The 22,055-nt window shown below is 57.5% G+C and carries 23 protein-coding genes; 6 read left to right on the forward strand and 17 right to left on the reverse strand.

Features of this window, described 5'->3' with window-relative positions; all coding sequences use genetic code 11:
- The 3 genes from PbB2_RS15955 to arfB form a co-directional block, all read left to right on the forward strand.
- A partial coding sequence (locus PbB2_RS15955) for a hypothetical protein (protein ID WP_192576077.1) occupies positions 1-344 on the forward strand: 344 nt, incomplete at its 5' end.
- Positions 345-549: 205 nt separating this feature from the next.
- Positions 550-1,170 (forward strand): TIGR02466 family protein, encoded by a 621-nt coding sequence (locus PbB2_RS00010; RefSeq protein ID WP_108983247.1) that lies wholly within the window; start codon positions 550-552, stop codon positions 1,168-1,170.
- An 11-nt stretch (positions 1,171-1,181) separates the two neighbouring features.
- Complete coding sequence (gene arfB, locus PbB2_RS00015) at positions 1,182-1,601, forward strand: alternative ribosome rescue aminoacyl-tRNA hydrolase ArfB (RefSeq protein ID WP_108983248.1); 420 nt, start codon at positions 1,182-1,184, stop codon at positions 1,599-1,601.
- 118 nt (positions 1,602-1,719) lie between these two features.
- Here the strand turns inward: arfB and PbB2_RS00020 are convergent, their stop codons facing one another.
- Positions 1,720-1,923 carry a cold-shock protein gene (locus PbB2_RS00020; RefSeq protein ID WP_108983249.1) on the reverse strand — a complete coding sequence of 68 codons (204 nt, stop codon included), beginning with the start codon at positions 1,921-1,923 and terminating at the stop codon, positions 1,720-1,722.
- 95 nt (positions 1,924-2,018) lie between these two features.
- Here PbB2_RS00020 and PbB2_RS00025 point away from each other — a divergent pair, with 95 nt between their 5' ends.
- Positions 2,019-3,032, forward strand: coding sequence for an alpha/beta hydrolase (locus PbB2_RS00025; RefSeq protein WP_108983250.1), 1,014 nt, complete (start codon positions 2,019-2,021; stop codon positions 3,030-3,032).
- A gap of 7 nt (positions 3,033-3,039) precedes the next feature.
- Here the strand turns inward: PbB2_RS00025 and PbB2_RS00030 are convergent, their stop codons facing one another.
- From PbB2_RS00030 to dnaG, 4 genes are all read right to left on the reverse strand, one after another.
- Complete coding sequence (locus PbB2_RS00030; RefSeq protein ID WP_108983251.1) at positions 3,040-3,969, reverse strand: hypothetical protein; 930 nt, start codon at positions 3,967-3,969, stop codon at positions 3,040-3,042.
- Positions 3,956-5,098 (reverse strand): GNAT family N-acetyltransferase, encoded by a 1,143-nt coding sequence (locus PbB2_RS00035; RefSeq protein WP_108983252.1) that lies wholly within the window; start codon positions 5,096-5,098, stop codon positions 3,956-3,958. Before PbB2_RS00035 ends, PbB2_RS00030 begins: the two co-directional genes overlap by 14 nt.
- A 329-nt stretch (positions 5,099-5,427) precedes the next feature.
- The gene (gene rpoD, locus PbB2_RS00040; RefSeq protein ID WP_108983253.1) at positions 5,428-7,389 is read right to left on the reverse strand and encodes an RNA polymerase sigma factor RpoD; all 1,962 of its coding nucleotides are present in this window, start codon (positions 7,387-7,389) and stop codon (positions 5,428-5,430) included.
- Between the two features lie 215 nt (positions 7,390-7,604).
- A complete protein-coding gene (dnaG, locus tag PbB2_RS00045) occupies positions 7,605-9,503 on the reverse strand; it encodes a DNA primase (RefSeq protein ID WP_108983254.1) in 1,899 nt (632 codons plus the stop codon).
- A gap of 158 nt (positions 9,504-9,661) precedes the next feature.
- On the opposite strand from dnaG, the gene PbB2_RS00050 reads away from it, so the two are divergent.
- Positions 9,662-10,087 carry a DUF2147 domain-containing protein gene (locus PbB2_RS00050; RefSeq protein ID WP_108983255.1) on the forward strand — a complete coding sequence of 142 codons (426 nt, stop codon included), beginning with the start codon at positions 9,662-9,664 and terminating at the stop codon, positions 10,085-10,087.
- Between the two features lie 79 nt (positions 10,088-10,166).
- Here PbB2_RS00050 and PbB2_RS00055 read toward each other — a convergent pair whose 3' ends face one another.
- Positions 10,167-10,649 (reverse strand): peroxiredoxin, encoded by a 483-nt coding sequence (locus tag PbB2_RS00055; RefSeq protein WP_108983256.1) that lies wholly within the window; start codon positions 10,647-10,649, stop codon positions 10,167-10,169.
- Between the two features lie 232 nt (positions 10,650-10,881).
- Here PbB2_RS00055 and PbB2_RS00060 point away from each other — a divergent pair, with 232 nt between their 5' ends.
- On the forward strand, positions 10,882-11,445 hold the full coding sequence (locus PbB2_RS00060; protein WP_108983257.1) for a YqgE/AlgH family protein: 564 nt from the start codon (positions 10,882-10,884) through the stop codon (positions 11,443-11,445).
- Positions 11,446-11,471: 26 nt separating this feature from the next.
- Here PbB2_RS00060 and PbB2_RS00065 read toward each other — a convergent pair whose 3' ends face one another.
- The 11 genes from PbB2_RS00065 to coxB all read right to left on the reverse strand — a co-directional run bounded on the left by PbB2_RS00065 (position 11,472) and on the right by coxB (position 21,878).
- Positions 11,472-12,071, reverse strand: coding sequence for a GNAT family N-acetyltransferase (locus PbB2_RS00065; RefSeq protein ID WP_108983258.1), 600 nt, complete (start codon positions 12,069-12,071; stop codon positions 11,472-11,474).
- Between the two features lie 24 nt (positions 12,072-12,095).
- Positions 12,096-13,370 (reverse strand): M16 family metallopeptidase, encoded by a 1,275-nt coding sequence (locus PbB2_RS00070; RefSeq protein WP_108983259.1) that lies wholly within the window; start codon positions 13,368-13,370, stop codon positions 12,096-12,098.
- On the reverse strand, positions 13,367-14,767 hold the full coding sequence (gene thrC / locus PbB2_RS00075; protein WP_108983260.1) for a threonine synthase: 1,401 nt from the start codon (positions 14,765-14,767) through the stop codon (positions 13,367-13,369). Before thrC ends, PbB2_RS00070 begins: the two co-directional genes overlap by 4 nt.
- A 31-nt stretch (positions 14,768-14,798) precedes the next feature.
- Positions 14,799-15,728, reverse strand: coding sequence for an SURF1 family protein (locus PbB2_RS00080; protein ID WP_108983261.1), 930 nt, complete (start codon positions 15,726-15,728; stop codon positions 14,799-14,801).
- The gene (locus PbB2_RS00085) at positions 15,721-16,092 is read right to left on the reverse strand and encodes a DUF983 domain-containing protein (RefSeq protein ID WP_108983262.1); all 372 of its coding nucleotides are present in this window, start codon (positions 16,090-16,092) and stop codon (positions 15,721-15,723) included. Before PbB2_RS00085 ends, PbB2_RS00080 begins: the two co-directional genes overlap by 8 nt.
- A 159-nt stretch (positions 16,093-16,251) precedes the next feature.
- Positions 16,252-17,292 carry a cytochrome c oxidase subunit 3 gene (locus PbB2_RS00090; protein ID WP_238164775.1) on the reverse strand — a complete coding sequence of 347 codons (1,041 nt, stop codon included), beginning with the start codon at positions 17,290-17,292 and terminating at the stop codon, positions 16,252-16,254.
- A gap of 119 nt (positions 17,293-17,411) precedes the next feature.
- Entirely contained in the window at positions 17,412-17,993 is a 582-nt protein-coding gene (locus PbB2_RS00095) for a cytochrome c oxidase assembly protein (RefSeq protein ID WP_108983263.1), read from the reverse strand.
- A 14-nt stretch (positions 17,994-18,007) separates the two neighbouring features.
- On the reverse strand, positions 18,008-18,154 hold the full coding sequence (locus PbB2_RS15965; protein ID WP_192576078.1) for a hypothetical protein: 147 nt from the start codon (positions 18,152-18,154) through the stop codon (positions 18,008-18,010).
- A gap of 79 nt (positions 18,155-18,233) precedes the next feature.
- The gene (locus PbB2_RS00100; protein WP_108983838.1) at positions 18,234-19,229 is read right to left on the reverse strand and encodes a heme o synthase; all 996 of its coding nucleotides are present in this window, start codon (positions 19,227-19,229) and stop codon (positions 18,234-18,236) included.
- Between the two features lie 85 nt (positions 19,230-19,314).
- A complete protein-coding gene (ctaD, locus tag PbB2_RS00105; RefSeq protein WP_108983839.1) occupies positions 19,315-20,955 on the reverse strand; it encodes a cytochrome c oxidase subunit I in 1,641 nt (546 codons plus the stop codon).
- A 56-nt stretch (positions 20,956-21,011) separates the two neighbouring features.
- Positions 21,012-21,878 carry a cytochrome c oxidase subunit II gene (gene coxB, locus PbB2_RS00110; protein ID WP_108983264.1) on the reverse strand — a complete coding sequence of 289 codons (867 nt, stop codon included), beginning with the start codon at positions 21,876-21,878 and terminating at the stop codon, positions 21,012-21,014.
- Positions 21,879-22,055 lie beyond the last annotated feature (177 nt).

The raw sequence follows: 22,055 nt of genomic DNA on the forward strand, positions 1-22,055 counted from the left end.
GGTTTGAGGCGCTGGACAGGGCCATCACAGGCCAAGTGCGGCCCTTTTACTTTGCCCCCGCCCCTGTGCCCATCGGCCACTGGTTGCGGCGCTTGGACCTGCTGCAGGCCATCGCCACCGACCCCCACGCCAAGGCCAAACGCTTGGCCTACTCCCTCGCCCGCCGCCGTCCCGGCCCCATGCTCGCCCCTGAAGAGCGCCCCCGCATCATGGCCCGACGCGGCCATGAAATCAGCGCCACCTTCGATGCCATGGGTTTTCAGATCACCCAGAAGAGTCGAAACCGACCCCCGCCCTTACCCCCGCCCCGCCGCTGGCCAGTGCCGATGATCACCTTATTGTAGCTGTCACCCTGCAGACTTCATGCCGCGGGGTGTCTCGATGCTGGTGAATTGACATGAGCCGATCACCGTCATCAACTGCACCGGAAACCCAAGGCTGCTTGAAATCAAGAGCATGTGTTGCCCGACACCGAAACGCGTAAGCGTTAGGAAGACATAGCGCCCAGAGCCAACTTCCCTTCCCAGTCTGAAACCGATATGAGCGGGCATGGCCCAGACCTTATCCCTTTTTGCCACCCGGCTCTATCGCGCCCCACTTGGCGGGCGCGATCCCGATCTTTTGCGCCAGGAATTAGCCGATGCTTGCACGATGCTGGAGCAGGAAGACGTTGCCGGCCGGCGCTGGTGCCGCGAGAATGGCTATAAGGGCTATACATCCTACGCTTCCTTGAATGATCTGCCGACACGGGTAAGCGCATTTGGCGACCTGAAGAAGCGACTGGATCGTCACGCAGCTCGCTTTGCGGACGACGTGGGGTTTGATCTGGCCGGTGGCAAGCTGAAACTTGATAGTTTGTGGGTGAACCTATTGCCGCCGGGAGGCATTCATACGGGCCATATTCACCCCCATAGTGTGATCTCAGGCACTTATTATGTAACGCTGCCGGATGGGGCATCGGCTCTCAAACTAGAAGATCCGCGCCTTGCGATGATGATGGCCGCACCGACCCGCCTGCCTGAAGCCGCTCTGGACCTGCAGCCCTTTGTGTTTCTCACCCCGCAAGAAGGCGAGATCATCCTCTGGGAAAGCTGGCTGCGCCATGAAGTGGTGCTCAATCGAGCCAAGGCCAAGCGTGTCTCAATCAGCTTCAATTATGCGTGGGTATAAAGGGGTTATGCATGGACCGACCGACCCTTTATCGCATCGACGAAGCCGAATTGAGTGAGAGTTTCGTGCGCGCGTCCGGCCCCGGCGGGCAAAATGTCAACAAGGTTTCAACTGCGGTCGAGTTGCGCTTTGATGCGCAGGCAAGCCAAATCTTGCCAGACGATGTGCGCGCCCGACTAATCCGGCTTGCGGGATCGCGGGCGACCAAGGACGGGGTGATTGTGCTGTTGGCGCAAACCTATCGCACCCAAGAGCGCAATCGGGCTGATGCCCGCGCCCGATTGCAGGCTCTGGTCAATCGGGCCAGCGTCCCGCCACCACCCCCGCGCAAAAAGACCCGGCCCAGCCGCGCCGCTCAAGAAAAGCGGCTTTCTGCCAAATCCCAACGCGGCGAAGTCAAGAAATTGCGGGGGAGAATTGACCGCGATTAGTCGGGTCGGGTCTGGCTTGAAACCGGCGGAGTAAAGGCTGCGATCAGCTCCTCCGCACCAACAAAAAAGGGCAGGAGCCTTTGCCCCTGCCCTCTTTTGTGACCTGACACAAATGGCTTCAGATCACTTGCAATTCAGTCGCCGCAGTCCGGCCACGTTCGGTCTTCAGTTCATAGCTGACTTTTTGGCCATCATTCAGCCCTGCCAGGCCAGATTGCTCTACAGCACTGATGTGAACGAACACGTCCCCGCCACCAGCGTCCGGCTGAATAAAGCCATAGCCCTTGGTCGCGTTGAACCACTTAACAACTCCGGTCGCCATTGGCTGACCCTTTCTCTCAATGGGATTGTGGCACATTGTGCCTACAACCCAAGTGACCGTGCGTGAACCGGCACGGGATACGGCGTCTTGGAAGAATGGAAGCAGGCAAGGCCCCGCTTGCAAAAGCGGGCAAAAAGGACCATGCGACGGCAGAACCAGTTTCGTCGATCAGACTATACTATATCCTAACTGGTGAGCGAAAACAAATGATGGCCCATCCCGCAGCTTCAACTTATGTTGATGACTTGACCCGCCGACAACTCCTTGGAGGTGGTCTGATTTCGCTTGGTTTTCTGACAAATTGTGCGGGTTCTGAGTCACCGCTTTCCACCCGAAGCGCCCAGGTTCGCATCCTCGATCCAGCCATGGACATGCCCACCCTGCGGAGAAAGCGTAGGATTTGGCTCTATTTGCCCGCTGATTATGGCCACTCAACCACCCGCTATCCGGTGATTTACATGCAGGATGGCCAGAATTTGTTTGATCGGGCGACGTCTTATGCAGGTGAATGGCAGGTCGATGAAACGCTGGACCGGCTCCAAAAAGCCGGAGATTCTGGTGCGATCGTGGTAGGAATCGATAATGGCGGGGCTGATCGGACGGCCGAATATCACCCCATTTTGCCATGGCCGGAAGTGCCCGGACAGGCTGATGCCTATCTGGCTTTTTTGACCGACCACCTCAAGCCGTTGATCGATCGACGCTTCCGCACCAAGCCGGACGCAACAAATACAGCCATCATGGGGGCGAGTTCTGGCGGCACTTTGGCCCTATATGGCGGGATTATGCGACCTGATGTGTTTGGCAAAGTGGGTGCATTTTCAACACCACTTTGGCTAAAGCCGAGGCTTGATGATCTGGCACGCCAGCAGAAATGCCACAGACCTGGGGCAAAAGTCTTTCTAACATGCGGGCGGGATGAGAAAGTCGGCAATGACCCGCCCGGCATGTTTGCCCGCGACGTTCCCGCCATGATCAAAGCCTTGAGCGAAATCGGCTATGACCCGCGAAAGGATATCATGTCGCGCATCGTTGAGGATGGCACACATGGCGAAGCCTTCTGGGCGCGAGAGTTTGTGATCGCCTACCAATTTCTCATGGCAGGCTAAAGTCACATCACCCCGGCCGACCTGGATGCGTGCCGGGCACATGGTCACGCAAGTCAAAGCTGGGCACCAAGCGATGCTCATGGGCTTTCTGAAGTCCAGCGGCCTTAAAGGCGCGGGCAAGGGCAAATTTGCCAAGCGCGCGCGGATCAAGCCCGGATTGGATCTCAGGCTCCATTTGAAAGCGCCGCCGCAAGACGCCATTGGCGTAGATGACATTGGCCCGAAGAAGGGCTGCGGGCGTCATGAATTCGACCGACAAGGACACATTCACCATCGGCCCATTGACGATCCGATGAGGTGCATTTTGCGGCCACGTCACCATCATTCCCGGCTCAAGCGTGATCTCTTGAGCCTCCTTGTCCCACGCCGGGTCAAATGGGATTTGCTCATCTGTTTCGCGCAGCACAACAGCTTCAATCTGCTCTGGGCGCGCAAATGGGGCTTTAGGGGGATAGACACGGACATGCTTGGTTCCACGGATCTGCCAGAGGCTGACCAAGGGAGAATCCAAATGATAAAAAACTTGCGCATTGGGGGAGGAAATCAGCACGCCCAAATCACGCTTCATCGTCTTCAGGCCACTGACATGGGCTTCCTTGTCGGCAAAAATCGCCTCGCATAACCCATCATAGGCTGGCAGATGCTGGTTGACTGCACGGAGATTGAGCCAAATCCGTCCAGCCTCGACCGCAGCCAGCAAGTCCTTGCCACCCATGTCACCTGCTTGGCCCACCTGCCAAGACTGCCAATCCACAGGATCATGTCCCATGGTAAAGACACCCAGTTTCTCACGCGGATAGGTGTCGAGAAGGTCGATCAGCCCCTGGTCTGAGAACATCTGCCGTTGATGCAAGTTATGAGGAAGCACAAGTGTTTCGCGGCCAAATCGGTCGCCAACATCCTTTGGCCAAGTAACGATGGGATCAGCTGTGGTCATCAGTTTCTGCTCTGTGAACGTCTTTTTCGTGCGCGCGCGATGCAAGACGGCGCGGGGCAGTCAACACCGCCTGTGTCATCGCATGCAAGCGCCCTGCCAATGTTGGCTCTAAACCGGCAATTAAGTCCAGTCGTTGGCTCACGAGTTTGGAAAAACCTGCAGGTGCGTGGGAGGCCGCGCGAGCTTGGGCTCCCACTTCTCCGGCAAAAACGGTAATGGGATGGCGCGCGAATTGGGACTTGTAATGGCTGTGACCTTGGGCAAGATCAATGGTTTCAAGCCCAATTGCATCGCTGTTGCGCAGCATCTGACCGAGAAAGACAATGCCCGGGGAATAGGCGTGAACCTTTGGGCAGGTCGAGGCGATCCAAGGGTGAAACCAGGAGCCCTGGCGAACACCAAATTGGCCCGCCACCAGATAATCACCGGCAAACATGGTGATGAGGCAGCCGCCAAAGTCTCGGCTCGGTTGATTGATCAAGTCCTGCATCATGCCCCGCACCCATGCAGGACGCAGGACATTGGTCATGCCGCTGTCATGATATTGATTAACCTTCAGCTTGAGAATCTGGTCAAGATTGGCCGGGTCGCGATCCTCCAACACGAGGCGAACCGGGCCGAGTTCGCGGTTCAACTTATTGGCGAGGCGGCGCAGATTCTTCGCCCATTTTGGATTGGCCTGCCGCAAGCGCTCCATGGTCGCTTCACCACCTCCCGCAAGGTGGATGCGAAAACCTAAAGCGGGGGTCAAGACATTGGGCTCAATCAATCCGGTCGGATCCATGAGACCAGTCACCCGAAGGCGATTTATGCCAGCCCCTTGCAGAAAAGTCTCAACATTAAGACGATAAGACGGGTGGCAAACGATGGCCTGGTAATCCCCAAATGGCCAACCGACTGGGCGGCACAAATCGCCTCGGCCTGCACGGTGATAGGCCAGAAAAGCCACATCAGCCCCAGCCTCCGAGGCGATCGCGATAGTAACATCGCCGCGGTGGCGGTGCACAAGCTGTGCGAAATACGGCCCAACCAGCGGGCTACCATACGCCTTGGTCTCCGCCTGCAAACCAACCCAGCACGCAATCTGCTCATGCGTGAGCGACTCGGCAGAAATAGTAGTGACTTTCACGGCACCTCCGTCATGCAGCCGAGCGATCAGACAATTTACCCGAAGGTTATAGCACCTGGCCACAAGGATTGCATTGATGGGGCTGCTGATGATCTGGCCTGGAGAGAGGGGGGGGGTGCAACGGAGGGGTAACCAGAACCACGTGCAGCGTATAGCCTTGCCGCTCGCCAAATCATGTGTGCGGTATTGTAGAGACTGACAAAACCAAACGATGTCATCGCCGCCGAAGCGAAGCGGAGATCGGGGACCTTATTGCGGGCGGGCGTTATGAGATCCCGGATCGGCTGACGCCATCTGCCATCTCAACAAAGCACCCGCGCGACCTGGCTTTAATTGTCCAAGAAGCTGCGCAGTTTGCGTGACCGTGACGGGTGCTTCAGTTTGCGCAATGCCTTGGCTTCGATTTGGCGGATGCGTTCGCGCGTCACACTAAATTGCTGACCGACTTCTTCCAGCGTGTGATCGGTGTTCATGCCAATGCCAAAGCGCATGCGCAGAACGCGCTCTTCACGCGGGGTTAGGCTGGCCAGCACCCGTGTGGTGGTTTCGCGCAGATTGGACTGAATGGCCGCTTCGACCGGCAAGATCGCATTCTTGTCCTCGATGAAGTCACCCAGATGGCTGTCTTCCTCGTCCCCGATCGGGGTTTCAAGGCTGATCGGCTCTTTGGCGATTTTCATCACCTTTCGGACTTTTTCCAGCGGCAGACCGAGCTTTTCGGCCAATTCCTCTGGCGTCGGCTCGCGGCCAATCTCGTGCAACATTTGCCGTGACGTGCGCACCAGCTTGTTGATGGTTTCGATCATATGCACCGGGATGCGGATGGTGCGGGCTTGATCGGCAATCGAGCGGGTGATGGCTTGGCGAATCCACCATGTCGCATAGGTGGAAAACTTGTATCCGCGGCGATATTCAAACTTATCGACCGCCTTCATCAGACCAATATTGCCTTCCTGAATGAGGTCGAGGAATTGCAAGCCGCGATTGGTGTATTTCTTGGCGATTGAAATCACCAGCCGCAGATTGGCTTCCACCATTTCCTTCTTGGCCTGACGAGCTTCGCGCTCACCTTTTTGCACGGTTTGCACAATGCGGCGGAACTCGTCGATTGGCACCCCGGTTTCTTGGGCCAAGGTGAAGATTTCTTGGCGAATTTCATCGACCTTGTCGCGTTGCTCGATGGCAAAGCGGGTCCAGGATTTGGACTTGTCTTTGACACCGTCCAGCCAAGCAGGATCCATCTCATGGCCCTGATAGGCTTTGGCAAAGTCTGGCCGCGCAATCCCGCAGGTCTCGGCCAAACGCATCAGCTTGCCTTCCAGGCCGATGGAGCGTTTGTTGATCGTATAGAGCTGTTCAACCAATGCTTCGATCCGCGCATTGTTGAGTTTCAGGCTCTTCAACTCATCAATAATGCTGTTCTGCAGCGCATCCATCGCTGCCAGATCATCTTCGGTGATGGTTTCACCGCGAATACGGGCTTCCAGCGAACGATCCTTCAGCGCGCGGAAGGCATCGAAATGGGCGGCAACTGTATCAAGGATACCCATGATGCCATCGCGCAATTCGCCTTCCATGGCCGACATGGACAAGGCGGCACCTTCGTCCTCCTCGGCCTCAGCGCGCGCAGCGCGGGCTGCACGCCCGCCATCTTCATCATCTTCATCATCAGAATTGGAGAGGACCTCTTCTTCTTCCTCTTCCTCCTCTTCCACCACAGGGGGCGCATTTTCAGCCCCGTAAGTGGCTTCAAGATCGATGATTTCGCGCAACAGCACACGGCCGGTCTGCAATTCGTCGCGCCAAACCATAATGGCTTCAAAGGTCAGCGGGCTTTCGCACAGGCCGCGGATCATCGCGTCGCGACCGGCTTCGATCCGCTTGGCAATGGCGATTTCGCCTTCGCGCGAGAGCAATTCCACCGCACCCATTTCGCGCAAATACATGCGCACAGGGTCATCGGTCCGGTCTTGGCCTTCCTTGGTATTGCCAGTTTGGACCACGACAGCGGCATTGGCAGAAGAAACCGTGGCAACCTCGCCACCTTCTTCCTGCGCATCCTCTTCAGCCTCAATCAGATTGACGCCCATTTCACTTAATTGGGCCATCACATCTTCGATCTGCTCGGAGGTGAAATCCTCGGACGGCAAAATCTTGTTGAGTTCATCGACCGTGACCCAGCCACGTGCCTTGCCAGCCTTGATGAATTTCTTCACCGCTGCATTGTTCAAGTCCAGAAGGGGCGCATCGGGAGCTTCTGCGGATTGCGCTTCTTCAACTTTTTCTACCATGAACGTGCCGCCTCTTGGATCTGCCCTGTCGTCACAGGACGCACCTGGTTGCCATAATTTGTCAGCCTGACCGGTGAGTCAGGCTGGCAAAAACCCGAATGTTGTGGCCCCTATAGCCGAACTTCGCGCGAAGGTCAGCCATAGACACCGTTCTGTTAACCGTCTGTGTAGACGGCCTTACACCTCAAAGCCGGGCAATGCCCAGACCTAAACCCTTAATCCTCGGCAGGCAGTGACAAGATATTTCTGCCACCTTCTACCGGCTCAGCGCCACCAACCTCTTCAGCCCGCAGCGCGCGCCGCTCTCCCACCAACCGCTTCAGCCGCTCGAAAGCCGCTTCATCACCACTACCAGCCGCCGACACAGCCTCGGCTGCATCTGATGCCAGCGCACGTTCGGCCTCCATGCGCTGCAAAGCTGTCAACCAGCCTCGCCGCAACACATCCGCACCGATCCCGGGGCGGGCGTGGGGATTGACCGGCGACCGCCGCACCTCATCGAGCAGGCCGACCGCTTCGCTTTGACCTAATCCTGTCAGATGGAGACGCAAGGCGTCAAAATCAATAGCTGTTCCGGCATGATGCAGGTCTAAAAGACCGTGACGTACCGTATCAAGGCCTGAATGATCCAACACAAGCCGCCCAAACACTTCCTCATGACCATCAAGCAAATAAGGTGCACGCAAAGGGGCAGTTACAAGATCAATCAGCGCCCGCTTGGGTCGCGCAGTTGCGGACTTCACCTTCAAACGTAATTCAGCCGTTGCGCTGCCCATAATCGCCGGCTCGCCGCCACGTCCCTTGCCGCGAGGTACAAAAGCCGGACGAGGTTCTGCGGCGAACAAGGCATCCAATTGTTGACGCACATCTTCATTCAATTCGCGTTGCAAGTCAGGGTCGGTCACTTGCCCCGTCAGACGCCGCAGACGCTTGCGCAAGCTTGCGCGAGCCTCAGCCGTGACCAGAGGCTCGCGCTCTTGTTCGCGCTGAAACAGGAAGCGTCCCAGTGGCAAGGCTGCTTCCAGCACGTCTTCCAAAGCCCCTGCCCCCTTGGCCTTGATCAGATCATCGGGGTCCTGGCCTTCTGGCAGAAAGCCAAAAGCCAAGGTCCGATCCGCCGATACCAGTGGCAAGGCCCGATCCAGCGCGCGCTCGGCGGCCTTCAGGCCAGCCTTATCACCATCAAAGCACAGGACTGGCCGCTTGGAGGCTTTCCAAATCAGGCCCAGCTGATCTTCGGTCAAAGCGGTTCCCAAGGGTGCCACGGCAGCAAAGCCCACTTTTTCCAATGCGATCACATCCATATAGCCTTCAGCCACCACAATGGGCTTGTCCTTGGCCACCGCGCGCGCCTGGGCATAACGATACAGATTGCGGCTCTTGTTGAAGACAGGCGAATCCGGGCCATTCAAATATTTGGGCTGACCATCAGGATCGAGTGTCCGCGCCCCGAACGATACTGGCCGATCCCGCGTATCACCGATGGTGAACATCACCCGACCCCGGAAAAAGTCGAACGGTGCTCCACCATCATCGGGCTGTTTGAGCAGTCCTGCTTCCACTAAATCAGCTATCTGATGGCCGCCTTGGGTCAAGCGGTCCTTCAACCAGGTGCGGCTGTTGGGGGCGTAGCCAAGGCCAAACCGATCCCAGTCAGCTTCGTTGAGACCACGCTGCGTCAAATATGCCCGCGCCTTGGCCCCGTCTGGACTGCGCAAGGCTTGCGCAAAAGCAGATTGGGCGGCAGCCAGAGCCTCTACCAGCCGCTTAGCTTGATCATCTCGACCGACACTTTGGGGGTCACGTGCGGGTAGCGGCATGCCCAAATCGCGGGCTAAACGCTCAACAGCCTCTGGAAATGGGATGTTTTCGGTTGCCATCACAAAGTCGATGGCATTGCCGTGCTGGCCGCATCCAAAGCAATGATAAGCCCCTTTGGACTCCACAGCATGAAAGCTGGGCGTGCCTTCATTGTGGAATGGGCAGCAGGCCCACATATCACCACGCGCCACATTCGACTTACGCTTGTCCCAGCTGACCTTGCGGCCCACCACGTCGAGGATGGAGGCGCGCGTCAGCACGTCATCGATGAATGATCGGTCAAAGCGGGACATGGAAAATGACAATGGGGCTTTGACTGCGAATCATCAAGCCCGCCGCAGCCACCTTCTGCGGCACCACCAATCGACAAACAACTTTGGCTTGAAGCGAAGCCAAAGCGCGCATAAAATGCTCTGCTAAATCCCCCCATCCCATCCAGAGGCAACCCATCATGACAAAACTTGCCCTCGGCTTTGCCCCAGTCTTGTTCTTTCTCGCCAGTCCCGCTTTGGCCAATGATTTGCACGGCACACGCTGGGTGACAGCCAATGGCAGCGGCATCATCCAAATCGTTGCCTGCGGCACCAAAACGTGCGGGCGCATTGTCGGCCCCGGCCCACGCGCTGACCGCAATGCGCCGACCACCGACACCAAAAACCCCAATCCCAATCTGCGGTCGCGCTCGATCGTTGGCTTATCCATCCTGACCGGTTTCACCGCCCAGCCCGATGGCAAGTTCACCGGAGGCCAGATTTATGACCCGACCGAGGGCAAGACGTATCGCAGCGAATTCCGCCTGAAAAAGGACGGCAAGCTTGAGGTGAAAGGCTGTGTCGGCCCGATCTGCGTCGGCCAGACTTGGACCCCGGCTTCCTGATCTTTCAGCCGCGCCCACGAAAAAGGCCCAGACCTAACGTCTGGGCCTTTTGATTGTGCGAGCGTGATTCAGCCAAGCGTCAGATATGCTCAAGCATATATTCAGCGCCAGAGACCTTATATTCGGCGGGGGCTTCCACAAACAAATGGGTCACAACGCCATTGTCAGCAACCAGTGAAAACCGCTGAGAGCGCACGCCCATGCCGAACTTGCTGGCGTCCATTTCAAGACCAATGGCCTTGGCAAAATTACCGCTGCCATCGGCCAACATAATGATGTCGTCGGTCACGCCCTGATCCTTCGCCCAAGCGCCCATGACAAACGCGTCATTGACCGACAAACAGGCAATGGCGTCGACGCCCTTGGCGGCAAGCTCACTGGCCTTTTCTTTATAGGATGGCAGATGGCGGGCTGAGCAGGTCGGCGTAAACGCACCGGGGACGGCAAACAATGCCACTTTCTTGCCAGCAAAAATATCCGCAGTCGTGCGCGGGGCCGGGCCATCGGCGGTGGGAACCATGAAAGTCGCTTCGGGGAGGCTGTCGCCCACTTTGATCGTCATGCTGTTACTCCATCTAGGCAGGTCGGGTTCGCAACTGCCGGTTGGCCACCGCACCCCCTGCGCTCGGCATGCTTAGTCGATGACGAGGCTGTTTCAAAGTCACTTTCGTAGGACTCAACGGCTAAATCTTGGACCACTTGTCACAAGGTGCGACAATTTGGACCTATTTTATAGAGCGTGAATCAAAAATTCAGGCTAGACACGCCGGGATTTTGGCAACACCATCGCCCTCATGAAAAATTCACTGGTAGGACGCTTTCTGGTTGCAACGCCCACGATGGCGGATCGGCGCTTCAAGCGATCAGTCATCCTCGTGTGTGACCATGATGAGACCCACGCCATGGGGATCGTCATCAATCGGGCCATGCCCAAACTCATGCTACCCGACCTGCTGGATCAATTGGGGATTGATTGTTCGATCCGGGTTCCAGAAATCCCCGTGCTGGATGGTGGACCGTGCCAACGCGACCGCGGATTTGTTTTGCATACCGATGACTGGTCCAGCGATGAAACCACAAATCCGATCATGGGTGGGTTACGCATGACAGCCACGCGCGATGTCCTGCAAGCCATTGCACATGGCATCAGACCAAGCCGTGCAACGTTGGCGCTGGGCTATTCGGGCTGGGACGCAGGCCAGCTTGAGGCCGAAATCATGGACAATGCTTGGCTCGTCACCGACGGAGATATTGATGCCGTCTTTGCCACCGCCAATCTGGATGACAAATGGGAAGATGCGATCAGCCGGTTCGGCCTTGAGCCTTGGCAAATCTCCCAGAATGCCGGGCGGGCGTGACAGGCAGCATGTCAGGCAGAAGCCCCTTATGCCTTCAACAAGCCTTCGTGGAATTCTTCTGCCAGTATGGCGTAGAGGACATGGTCCATCCAAGCCCCGTTAATCTTGAGATAGCTGCGCGCCAATCCTTCCTCGCGAAAGCCCAAACTTTTCAGAAGGCCGCGTGAGCGTTGATTGGTTGGCACACATGCTGCCTGAACCCGATGCAGCCCCAAGGGTCCGAACGCATAGGCCACCACGGCCCGCACGGCGGCGCGCGTCAGGCCTTGCCGGGCAAAGGGTGCGCCGACCCAATAGCCAATGGTACAATCTTGTGCCACGCCGCGACGAATATTGGAGATGTTAACCCCGCCCACCAGCGCGTCATCGCGGCTTCTGAACACCAGAAACGGCGCAGCCATGCCCAGCTTCATGTCATGCCGCCAACCCTGAAGCCGCCAGAGGTAACAGGCGCGGGATAACTCATCGACCCGCCATTCCGGCTCCCACGGCACCAACCAATCTCGGCTGGCCGCGCGCAGTTCAGCCCAAGCCTGATAATCGGCTTTGGTGGCCTCGCGCAGATAGACCCCCTCACCCTCAAGGCGCAGCTTGCTTTCTGCTTGATTGACCAGATTGAGGAACATCAGGACATGGCCCGCCTTTGGAACTTATCCAAACCTTGCCGCGAAAAGGGGGGCGGCGGCAAGCCCTGCGGTGGGCCCAATTGCTGCAGCTGCGGCAAGGCCCTCACCACCGGCGGCAACAGCGGCCCGCGCCTGTTCCTGAACGGCAGCTTTATCGACCCGGCGAATTCGCTCTGCAACTTCGTTTAAGGCCAGCGGTCTGCCGAAAAGCAATGTCTGGCTGACCGCTGCCTCGCAGCGCGCTGCAGGGCTTTCAGCCCCCATCATCATGCTGGCCTCGAGGATGCGGACGGCGCGGCGGACTTCCTCTTCGGTCGGCCCTTGTTCGGCCAGAGCAATCAAATGATCCGCCGTTCGCCGTGCCACATCGCTCGCCGCCGCAGATCCGCACCCAAGCGACACACAAATCCGCCCAGCATCTTCGTAAAGATCAGCATAGGCCTCAACCGAATAGACAAGGCCGTGGGTTTCACGCAAATCCTGAAACAGGCGCGAGGCCATCCCACCGCCGAGGATTTCGCACATCACGCGCGCTGACATGCCCGCATCACTGCCCAGCCGGGGTCCGGGAAGGGAGAAGGTCAAATGCACTTGCTCAGCATCGCGCATTTCGCTCAAAGCCCGCCCGGCAGGCTTTGGTGGCTCTGCCGGATGGGCTGGCATTGGGGTGAGATCACCGAAAGCGGTCTCAACCTGTTCAAGGATAGCCTTGTCGTCCAAGGAACCTGAAACCGCGACCACCATATTGGCTGGGCCATACATGCGGGCTCGGAACGCGTGAATATGATCAAGTGTGATCCCTGAAAGGCTTGCCTCATCACCCAAAATGGGCCGTCCCAACGCATGGCCGGGAAATGCAGCACTTTGATGCAAGACGCCACACCGGTCTTCGGGATCGTCAAACGCCTCGCCAATCTCTTGAAGGACCACGCCCTTCTCAAGCGCGAGGTCCTCAGCGCGCAAATGCGGTCGCAGCACCAAATCGCTCACTAGGCTTAAGGCAAAGGCAGTGTCATCGGCCAAACAACGGGCGAAAAAGCCCGTGCGCTCATAACCGGTTGCGGCATTGAGATAGATGCCCCGCCCTTCAGCGGCTTCGGCCAAAGCGCGCGCATCGCGGCCCCCTGCCCCTTTGAACACCAGATGTTCCAGCAAATGGGCAATGCCATTCTCGGCTTGCGTTTCACTGCGAGTTCCCGCCTTGACCCATACACCGACACAGGTACTCGCAAGCCCCGGCATCGGGTCCATTACCAGACGAACGCCATTGGGCAGCGTGATCAGCTCTGCGCCATTCATGCCGCCGTGCCGATGTTTTGTCGGATATAGGCTTTGACGGCACTCAGATCGGCCGGAAGATCCACCACAGCCTCGGCCCGCTCATAAAGATCGGCACAATGACGCGGCAGAGCAGGCATAATGCCCAAAACAGAATCGACAGTTTCGGGGAATTTGGCCGGATGTGCGGTGGCGAGAAGGACGCGCGGCCCTGTCACTTCATCACCCCCAAAGCGCGCCCGCCAACCCACGGCTGTATGCGGGCAGAGCACTTCGCCGGTCTGCTCATAGCAATCCGCCAAGGCCCAGCGTGTTTCCTGATCATCCACGCCAAAAGCGTCAAAATGGGCCTTGAGCATGTCGTGCGCAGGACCGGGCAAATCAAGCGAGCCGCTTTGGGCGAAACCATCGTAAAGCTGCTTGAGCACTGCGCCGTCGCGCCCCACGGCTTCATGGATGATGCGTTCAAAATTACTGGCCACGCTAATGTCCATTGCCGGGCTCAAGGTGGCAATACTGGCCTTGGTGCGGGCATAGGTTCCGGTTTCGAACGCCCGCGCAATCCCGTCATTGGCATTGGTGGCGATCATGATGCGCCCAATCGGTGCGCCCAGCTTTTTGGCGACATAACCGGCCAAAGCATCACCAAAATTGCCCGATGGCACGGTGAAATTAACAGGGCCTGCCACAGCTAAAGCCGATGCGGTCACAACATAATAAACCGACTGGGCCAAAATCCGGGCCCAATTGATCGAGTTGACGGGAGAAAGCGCAACTTCTCGGGCAAAAGCCTGATCGGCAAACATCGCCTTCACCAGAGCTTGCGCGGTATCAAAATCACCATCAATCGACAGGGCGTGCACATTGTCCCCGCCAGAGGCCGTCATGAAGCGGCGCTGAACGTCTGAGACGCGGCCCTTTGGCATGAGGACAAACAGATCAATCCGGTCGACCCCTTTCAGGGCCTCAACGGCGGCCCCACCAGTATCGCCCGATGTGGCGCACACGATGGACAAGCGGGCATTTCGGGCCTCCAGCGCATGGGCATAAAGGCCGGCCAGCAATTGCATCGCCACGTCCTTGAATGCCAAGGACGGACCATGGAATAATTCAAGGATGTATTCCCCGGGGCCCACTTGCTGAAGCGGGGTGATGCCGGGATTGGCCCATTGGCCACCATAGGCTTCCTCGGTCAGCCCAATGGCGTCAGCGTCACTAAGCTCGTCGCCTGCAAATAGTCTGAGGACTGCAGCGGCAGTTTCTGCATAGGGCGCAGTCGCTGCTGCCTTAATCTGTTCAGAGCTCAAGCTTGGCCAGCCCTCGGGCACATAAAGGCCGCCATCGGGGGCAAGACCGGTTAGCAATGTATCGAAAAAGGAAACCGACGGTGAGCCACCACGGGTGGAGATGTAACGCATGATCTTGCTTTGTGTTGAGGCCAGAAACCTATCAGCCGGGTTTGCGCGTGAACCGAAGTCGGCCAGTACGCAGATGTAGCCCCGTATAGACCCCGATGAGCGCGAAGCCAAACCCCCACCATGTCAAAGCATAGCCTAAATGCCGTTCGGGGGGGATTTGATTGGCCCCCTTGCTATCTGCCCAAGGGTTAATCTCGCTTTGACCCGTGGCCAGTGGATCAACCAGTGTCAGGGAAACATAATAAGAAGGCGAGCCGCCAATCAGCTTGAGGCTGGCCCCCATGGCTGACAAATCCGGCCAGAACCAATCTTGCCGGGCAGGATCATTGTCGGGGGTAAAGCTGTTGGCTTTGGCACCTTTGCGCAGAATGCCGCGATAATTGACGGGCCCTGAAACAGGTGGGGCCTTGGCCACATCGGCCTCGGCGACAAAGCCGCGATCCACAAATATCCAGCCGTCGTCCATCACCACCGGGCTGAACAGCCGAAAGCCAGCAATCCCGTCACGCAGCGCACGAACCTGAACGCTGCGCGGGTCAGCCACGCCAGTCAATTGCACTTGGACAAACTCTGGCGTGGGGGATTGCAGCGCCGCCGACACCGACGCCGGTTCAGAGGCCGCCGCCACAACCGGGGCGCGCGATTTGTCGACAAACTTGGTCCATTGCCAATTGCCGAGCACGTAGAGAATAGCCAGACATATGAGGGTCAGGATGGTCAAGACTGGCATTGGTCGGAAACCCGGCTCTTCGCCTGCCGGTGGATTGCCTGAGCCGTGATCTGGGACCTGGGGCAAGCGCGGCACCGGTTCAGCCGCCAAGTCTGTGCTGTATTCAGCCGGGGCCTGTTGGGCGCGCACCGGCTTTGGGCTGGGTGGCGTGGAGCCAGACTTGCTGCCACGAACTTTCAAACCTGCCGGAACCCAGTTGTCAGGCTGATCGCGCGGGGGCTGGTCACTCACGGCTTTCGCCTCCCACCACCCGGCCCTCGCCAGCCCGATAGCGCCATTGCATGGCAAACAACATAGCCTTGAATGGACGCAACAAAGCCAAACAGACGCCGGAGATGATCGGCAAGGACAACAAAATCAGCGCCCAGATGGGCAGTCGGAGAATCAATTCCAAGATCAGGATTAAAGGCACACAAATCGCACCTGCAACCAAAATGACAAAGACCGCGGGGCCATCGCCTGAATCTTCGACGGACAAGTCTGCCTGACAGGACGGGCATTGGTCGCGGATTTTCAACAGCCCCTGAAACAAGGGGCCCTGACCGCAATTGGGGCAGCGGCTCAATAATCCTGATTTCCACACACTGATGGTCATGTTGGCTCAATCGGCTCCGACGGGTTTTGCTTGCAGGGCTTTAGCATAACCAACAACCCACGCGCACAGGATTTGCGCACTTGATGATCCCGATAGATCCAAACAAAACGGGCGGGAGTTGCCTCCCGCCCGCTATGAAGATCGCTTGTCATTCAGACCTTATGCGAAGGCCACATAGACAAAGGCAAACAAGAACAACCAGACCACGTCCACGAAGTGCCAATACCATGCAGCTGCTTCAAACCCGAAATGCTTTTGCGGGGTGAAGTGGCCTGCCATCAGACGGAACAGACAGACGGCCAAGAAGAGTGTGCCGATGATGACGTGGGCACCATGGAAGCCAGTCGCCATAAAGAAAGACGACCCATAGACGCCGACGGTTTCACCGCCAAAGCCGAAATAATCTTCATGCAGGGCATGCTGATATTCAAGAACTTGCAGGCCGGTGAAGCTGATGCCGAGCAGGACAGTGATCAACAGACCGAGTTGGGCTGACTTACGATTGCCAGTTTGCAGCGCATGGTGCGCCCACGTCACGGTGGTACCCGACAAGAGCAGCACAAGCGTGTTCATCAAGGGCAGATGGAACGGATCAAGCGTTTCAACACCGGTTGGCGGCCAATTAGCCCATGCCTCAGCCACTTCTGGGATGGTCGACAGCGTACGCTCGTCGGCAAACAGACCCACTTCGAAGAACATCCAGAACCATGCCACGAAGAACATGACTTCAGAGGCGATGAACAAGATCATGCCATAGCGCAGGCCAATGCCGACGACAGGCGTGTGGTCGCCTTTGTGGCTTTCCTTGATCACATCACCCCACCACGAGGCCATGGCATAGAGGGTGAAGAGGAAGCCGCCCACCAAAATGATCGGGTCACCCTTGCCCAAGAGCCAGTACCATTGCTGCGAGGTCTTAAAGTCGGCGATGGTCTTGGCCTGCAGTGCAGGATCAAGGTCTTGGAAGCCAGCATTGGCTTGCAATCCCGCTTCAACGGCTTTCCAGCCACCGGCCAAAGCGGCCTTGGCAGCCTCTTCATTGGCGAAATAGCCTTGGATGATCGACAGCGGATCATCAACAAAGCCCTTCATGAAGACAACAGCACCAATCGCCAGGACGAAAAGTGCCAAAGACGAGACGATCGGCCATGGGCTCGGATCGACGAGGTGGTAATCATGTTTTACGGCGGCGTGACCCATGTTTTGGCCCTGTACTAAATCCCGGCTTATCAGCACGGGAATCCCCAAGTTCATTTCGTCGTTTAGCGCGTTCCTGCCAGCAGAGGCAAGTTTGGAAAGCCGTTATCCTTCAGCTTCCCTCACTGGCTTGAAACGGGTTTGGTCGTCTCCCCAGCCTGGGCTTGCGCAATGGCTTTATCCCCGGCTTCGAAGAAGGTGTAGGACAAGGTGACCGAGGTCACATCATCCACATTTCGATCCGTCGCCAAGGACGGATCGACATAAAAAATCACCGGCAATTCCATGCTTTCGCCAGGTTGCAGCGTGCGGTCCTGGAAGCAGAAACATTCAAGCTTCTGGAAATAGGGACCCACCTTGTGCGGCGTGACATTATAGGTCGCTACGGCCGTCACCGGGCGATTGGACTGGTTGGTGACGGTGTAAAACGCAAGGCCATTCTCGCCCAGCTTCAAGTCAACCACTGGCTTTTCTGGTTTGAATGACCAAGGGACTCCGGGAGCCACATTGGCGTCAAACCGGACTTGGATGGTACGGTCCAGCACTTTGGAAGCCGCCTCGGTTGCCACTTGTGTGGTACCGCCATAGCCGGTCACCTGACAAAACAGCTGATACAAAGGCACCGCGGCATAGGCAGCGCCCAACATGGCGAGCGGGACCATCGCGGCCATCAAGCCGAAGCGGGCAGTGCGCGACATCGCCATCAGCCTCACCTTCCTCAGAATGGCTTGTTCAGGGCATGGCCCTGCAGACGGACCATGGTGACCACAAAGACGATTGCCACAAAGGCAAACAGGCTAAGTGCAATCGCAATGCTGCGGCGGTTGCGCGCGGCAACCGGGTCGAGAGGGGCTTTCTCAGTCATGGACGATCCCTTCTAACCGGCCAGCCATCAGCGTTGGATGACCTGACCATTTCAGCAGAAAACGCAGCAACATCGTCGATCACCCGAACACAGTGTTGTGCAACCCAAACCCATGCTCGAACAGCAATGCGGCAAACAGGGCGGTCAAGTAAAGTAACGAAAACGCAAACAAATCCCGCGCTGGGCGGTTATCGATTTGCTTGTCAGAATAAAGTGCCCGGCCCTCTTCCCTGCCATCCAAATCCCCCGCGCGGGACCGCAGGACCCGCCACGCCAGCAAAAGGAAGACCAGACCGGTTGAAATTGACACCCACGCATAAATGACCCCGCCAAGGCCGGTGATCACAGGGGCAGCACCGACAATGACCAAGGCCACTGAATAGGCAAAGATTTGCCGCCGGGTCGACGCCGCACCCTTGGCAACAGGCATCATCGGTACATTGGCTGAGGCATAATCACCGGCCTTGTAAAGCGCCAGCGCCCAGGAATGAGGTGGCGTCCACAAAAAGATGATGCCCACCAGAAGCCAAGCGTCCAATGGCATGGTGCCGGTCGCTGCCGCCCAGGCCACCAAGGGTGGTAAGGCTCCAGCCAGCCCGCCAATCACGATATTCTGGGGGGTCGAGCGTTTGAGCCACATGGAATAGACTACGGCGTAGAAGAAGATGGTGAAGGCCAAAAGGCCTGCCGCCAAATAACCCTTGCCAGTCAATGCCAAGAGCAGCACCGACAGAATGCTCATGACAATACCCATGGCCAAAGCCTCGTCCTTATGGACGGTTCCAGCAGGCACAGGCCGCATGCGGGTGCGTTTCATCAGCCCATCAATATCGGCATCCACCCACATGTTGAGCGCGCCGGCGGCCCCCGCCCCCATGGCAATGGCAAACACCGCCAGCGCACCCAGAATGGGATTATGGTCTGCGGGCGCGCAAATATAGCCGACTACCGCGGTGAAGATGACAAGCGACATCACCCGCGGTTTCATCAGGTCGAGATAATCCTTCCAATCAGCAATGCGCTGACGGGGCTCACGGTCTGGCGGGGCTTGGCCCGGCGCTTGGGGGGCAGACATATCGGTCATGGTGGCCTTCTACAAAACGCGCTCCCGAAGTGGTCCTCCGGGAGCGCGCCAAGTCTGGTGAGAGACCGAAGCTGGATCAGTGGTGATCCTTGGCCTCGACCTTTGGCAATTCGGAGAACTGGTGGAATGGCGGTGGCGAGGACAAAGTCCACTCCAATGTCGTGGCTGCTGGGCCCCAGGGGTTTGCCCCGGCGGGACGGCGACGCAGCACGAACATGTCGAGCAGCATGATGAAGAAGATCGCCATGCCTGCTACTGTGACCAAATAGCCGATTGAGGACATATGGTTGAAGTAGGCCAAAGCCTCTGGATAGTCGACATAGCGCCGTGGCATGCCTTGCAGCCCCAGGAAGTGCTGCGGGAAGAAGATCAAGTTCACGCCAACGAACATCACCCAGAAATGGGCTGCACCCAAAAGCTCGGAGTATTTCAGGCCGCTCATCTTGGGGATCCAATAGTAGAAGCCTGCAAAGATGGCGAACACCGCACCGAGCGACAACACATAGTGGAAGTGAGCCACCACATAATAGGTGTCATGCAGCACGGTATCGATCCCGGCATTTGCCAGCACCACACCGGTCACACCGCCAACGGTGAACAGGAAGATGAAGCCAATCGCAAACAACATGGGCGTCTTAAAGTCGATCGATCCACCCCACATGGTCGCAATCCACGAGAAGATCTTGATGCCGGTCGGCACTGCGATGATCATGGTCGCAGCCACGAAATAGGCCTTCAGATCGACGTCCATCCCAACTGTATACATGTGGTGGGCCCACACGATGAAGCCGATGAAGCCGATGGCCACCATGGCATAGGCCATGGCCAGATAGCCGAACACTGGCTTGTTGGAGAAGGTCGAAACCACATGGCTGATAATGCCAAAGCCGGGCAGGATCAGAATGTAGACTTCAGGGTGACCGAAGAACCAGAACAAGTGCTGGTACATGATCGGGTCACCACCTTGGGCGGGGTCGAAGAAGCCCGTGCCAAAGTTGCGGTCGGTCAACAGCATGGTGATGGCACCAGCCAGCACCGGCAGCGACAATAACAGCAACCACACCGTCACCAACACAGACCAAACAAACAGCGGCATCTTGTGCAACGTCATGCCTGGCGCGCGCATGTTGAAGATGGTGGTGATAAAGTTGATGGCACCCAGGATCGAGCTGATCCCGGCAATATGTAACGACAGGATCAACAAATCCATCGACGGCCCGTTGTGGCCCGAGGTCGACAGTGGCGGATACAGCACCCAGCCACCACCGAAACCGGGGTCAGCGCCTTGGCCTGGCACCACCATCGACAGCGCACCGAGTGCAAAGGAGAATGGCAGCAACCAGAAGGAAATGTTGTTCATCCGGGGGAAGGCCATGTCGGGCGCACCGATTTGCAGCGGCACGAACCAATTGCCAAAGCCCCCGATCATGGCAGGCATGACCATGAAGAAGATCATGATCAGGCCGTGCATGGTGACGACCACATTATAATTATGGGCATTGCCCCAAGGGCCTTGCGCGGTCGGATCGCCGGCAACGCCGAAATATTGCAGACCAGGCTCCATCAGCTCCATCCGGATCATGCCGGAAAGTGCACCCCCGAAAATGCCCGCGAAAATCGCGAACACGAGGTACATGGTGCCAATGTCCTTATGGTTGGTCGACAACAGCCAACGCATGGGATTGAAGACCGAAGGCCGGTCACTCAAATCCGCCATCGCGGGGGCCTCAAGATGAGCAGCAGTGCTTGCCATGTTTTATGTGTCCCTGAGATTTAGTTGGCTTGAGCCGTTGCGGTCGAAGCAGGCTGGGTGGCAGCGAATTGAACCGCTGCCGGGTTGGTGGACCCTGCATCAGCCGATTTTTGCGATGCGATCCACGCGTCGAACTCAGCCTGAGGCACGGCTTTGATCTCAACCGGCATGTAAGCATGCTTCACGCCGCAGATTTCCGAGCATTGTCCGTAATAAAGACCGGGCTTGTCAACGCGGAACCACGCTTCATTCAAGCGCCCGGGCACCGCGTCCATCTTCACGCCGAACGAGGGCATCGCCCAAGAATGGATCACGTCAGAGGCCGTTACCTGAACGCGCACCACTTTGCCAACCGGCACAACCACCGCATTGTCAGTGCCGAGCAGATAAGGCTTACCCGCCGCTTTGGCGTCGGCCTCTGGCAGCATATTGGAATCAAAGCCAACGCCCTCGGCGTCGACATATTCATAGCTCCAATACCACTGGTGGCCAGTGACCTTCAGCGTCATGTCATATTTCGCCGGTGTCTGATCTTCCTTGTACAAAAGCGGGAAGGAATAGGCCGAGATACCAGCCAAGATCAGGACCGGAATAATGGTCCACACGATCTCGATCGTCGTGTTGTGCGTGAATTTGGCGGGTTCTGGGTTCGCCCGCTTGTTAAAGCGAATGATGCAGTAGGCCAGCAGGCCAGCCACAAACAGCGAAATCAGAACGATGATCGGCAACAACACATAATCATGAAAGAATGTGATGTCCCGGGCCACTTCGGTGACCGGTGCCTGCAGGCTGAGGCCCTTGTCATGCGGCTGATCTGCCCAAGCCAGATTGGCGGTCGAAGCCGCCACGATCAATCCGGCCAATCCCGTCGATTGCCAACGACGCATATGTTGCTCCCCTTAACCACGTCAAACCACCTGACGGGGTCTCGTAGGAGCGACATAGCTCTCTGAGACCAATTGTCACGTGCGTCGATGTGCGCAAATTGTCGCAGGGCGACACTGAGTCACCCCTCCACCACGTGGCCATAACACGCTTGGGCAGCGCGGGGAAAGTAGGCCGAC

Origin of the sequence: Candidatus Phycosocius bacilliformis (assembly GCF_003112735.1) — a bacterium.
Taxonomy (GTDB): Bacteria; Pseudomonadota; Alphaproteobacteria; order Caulobacterales; family Aquidulcibacteraceae; genus Aquidulcibacter; species Aquidulcibacter bacilliformis.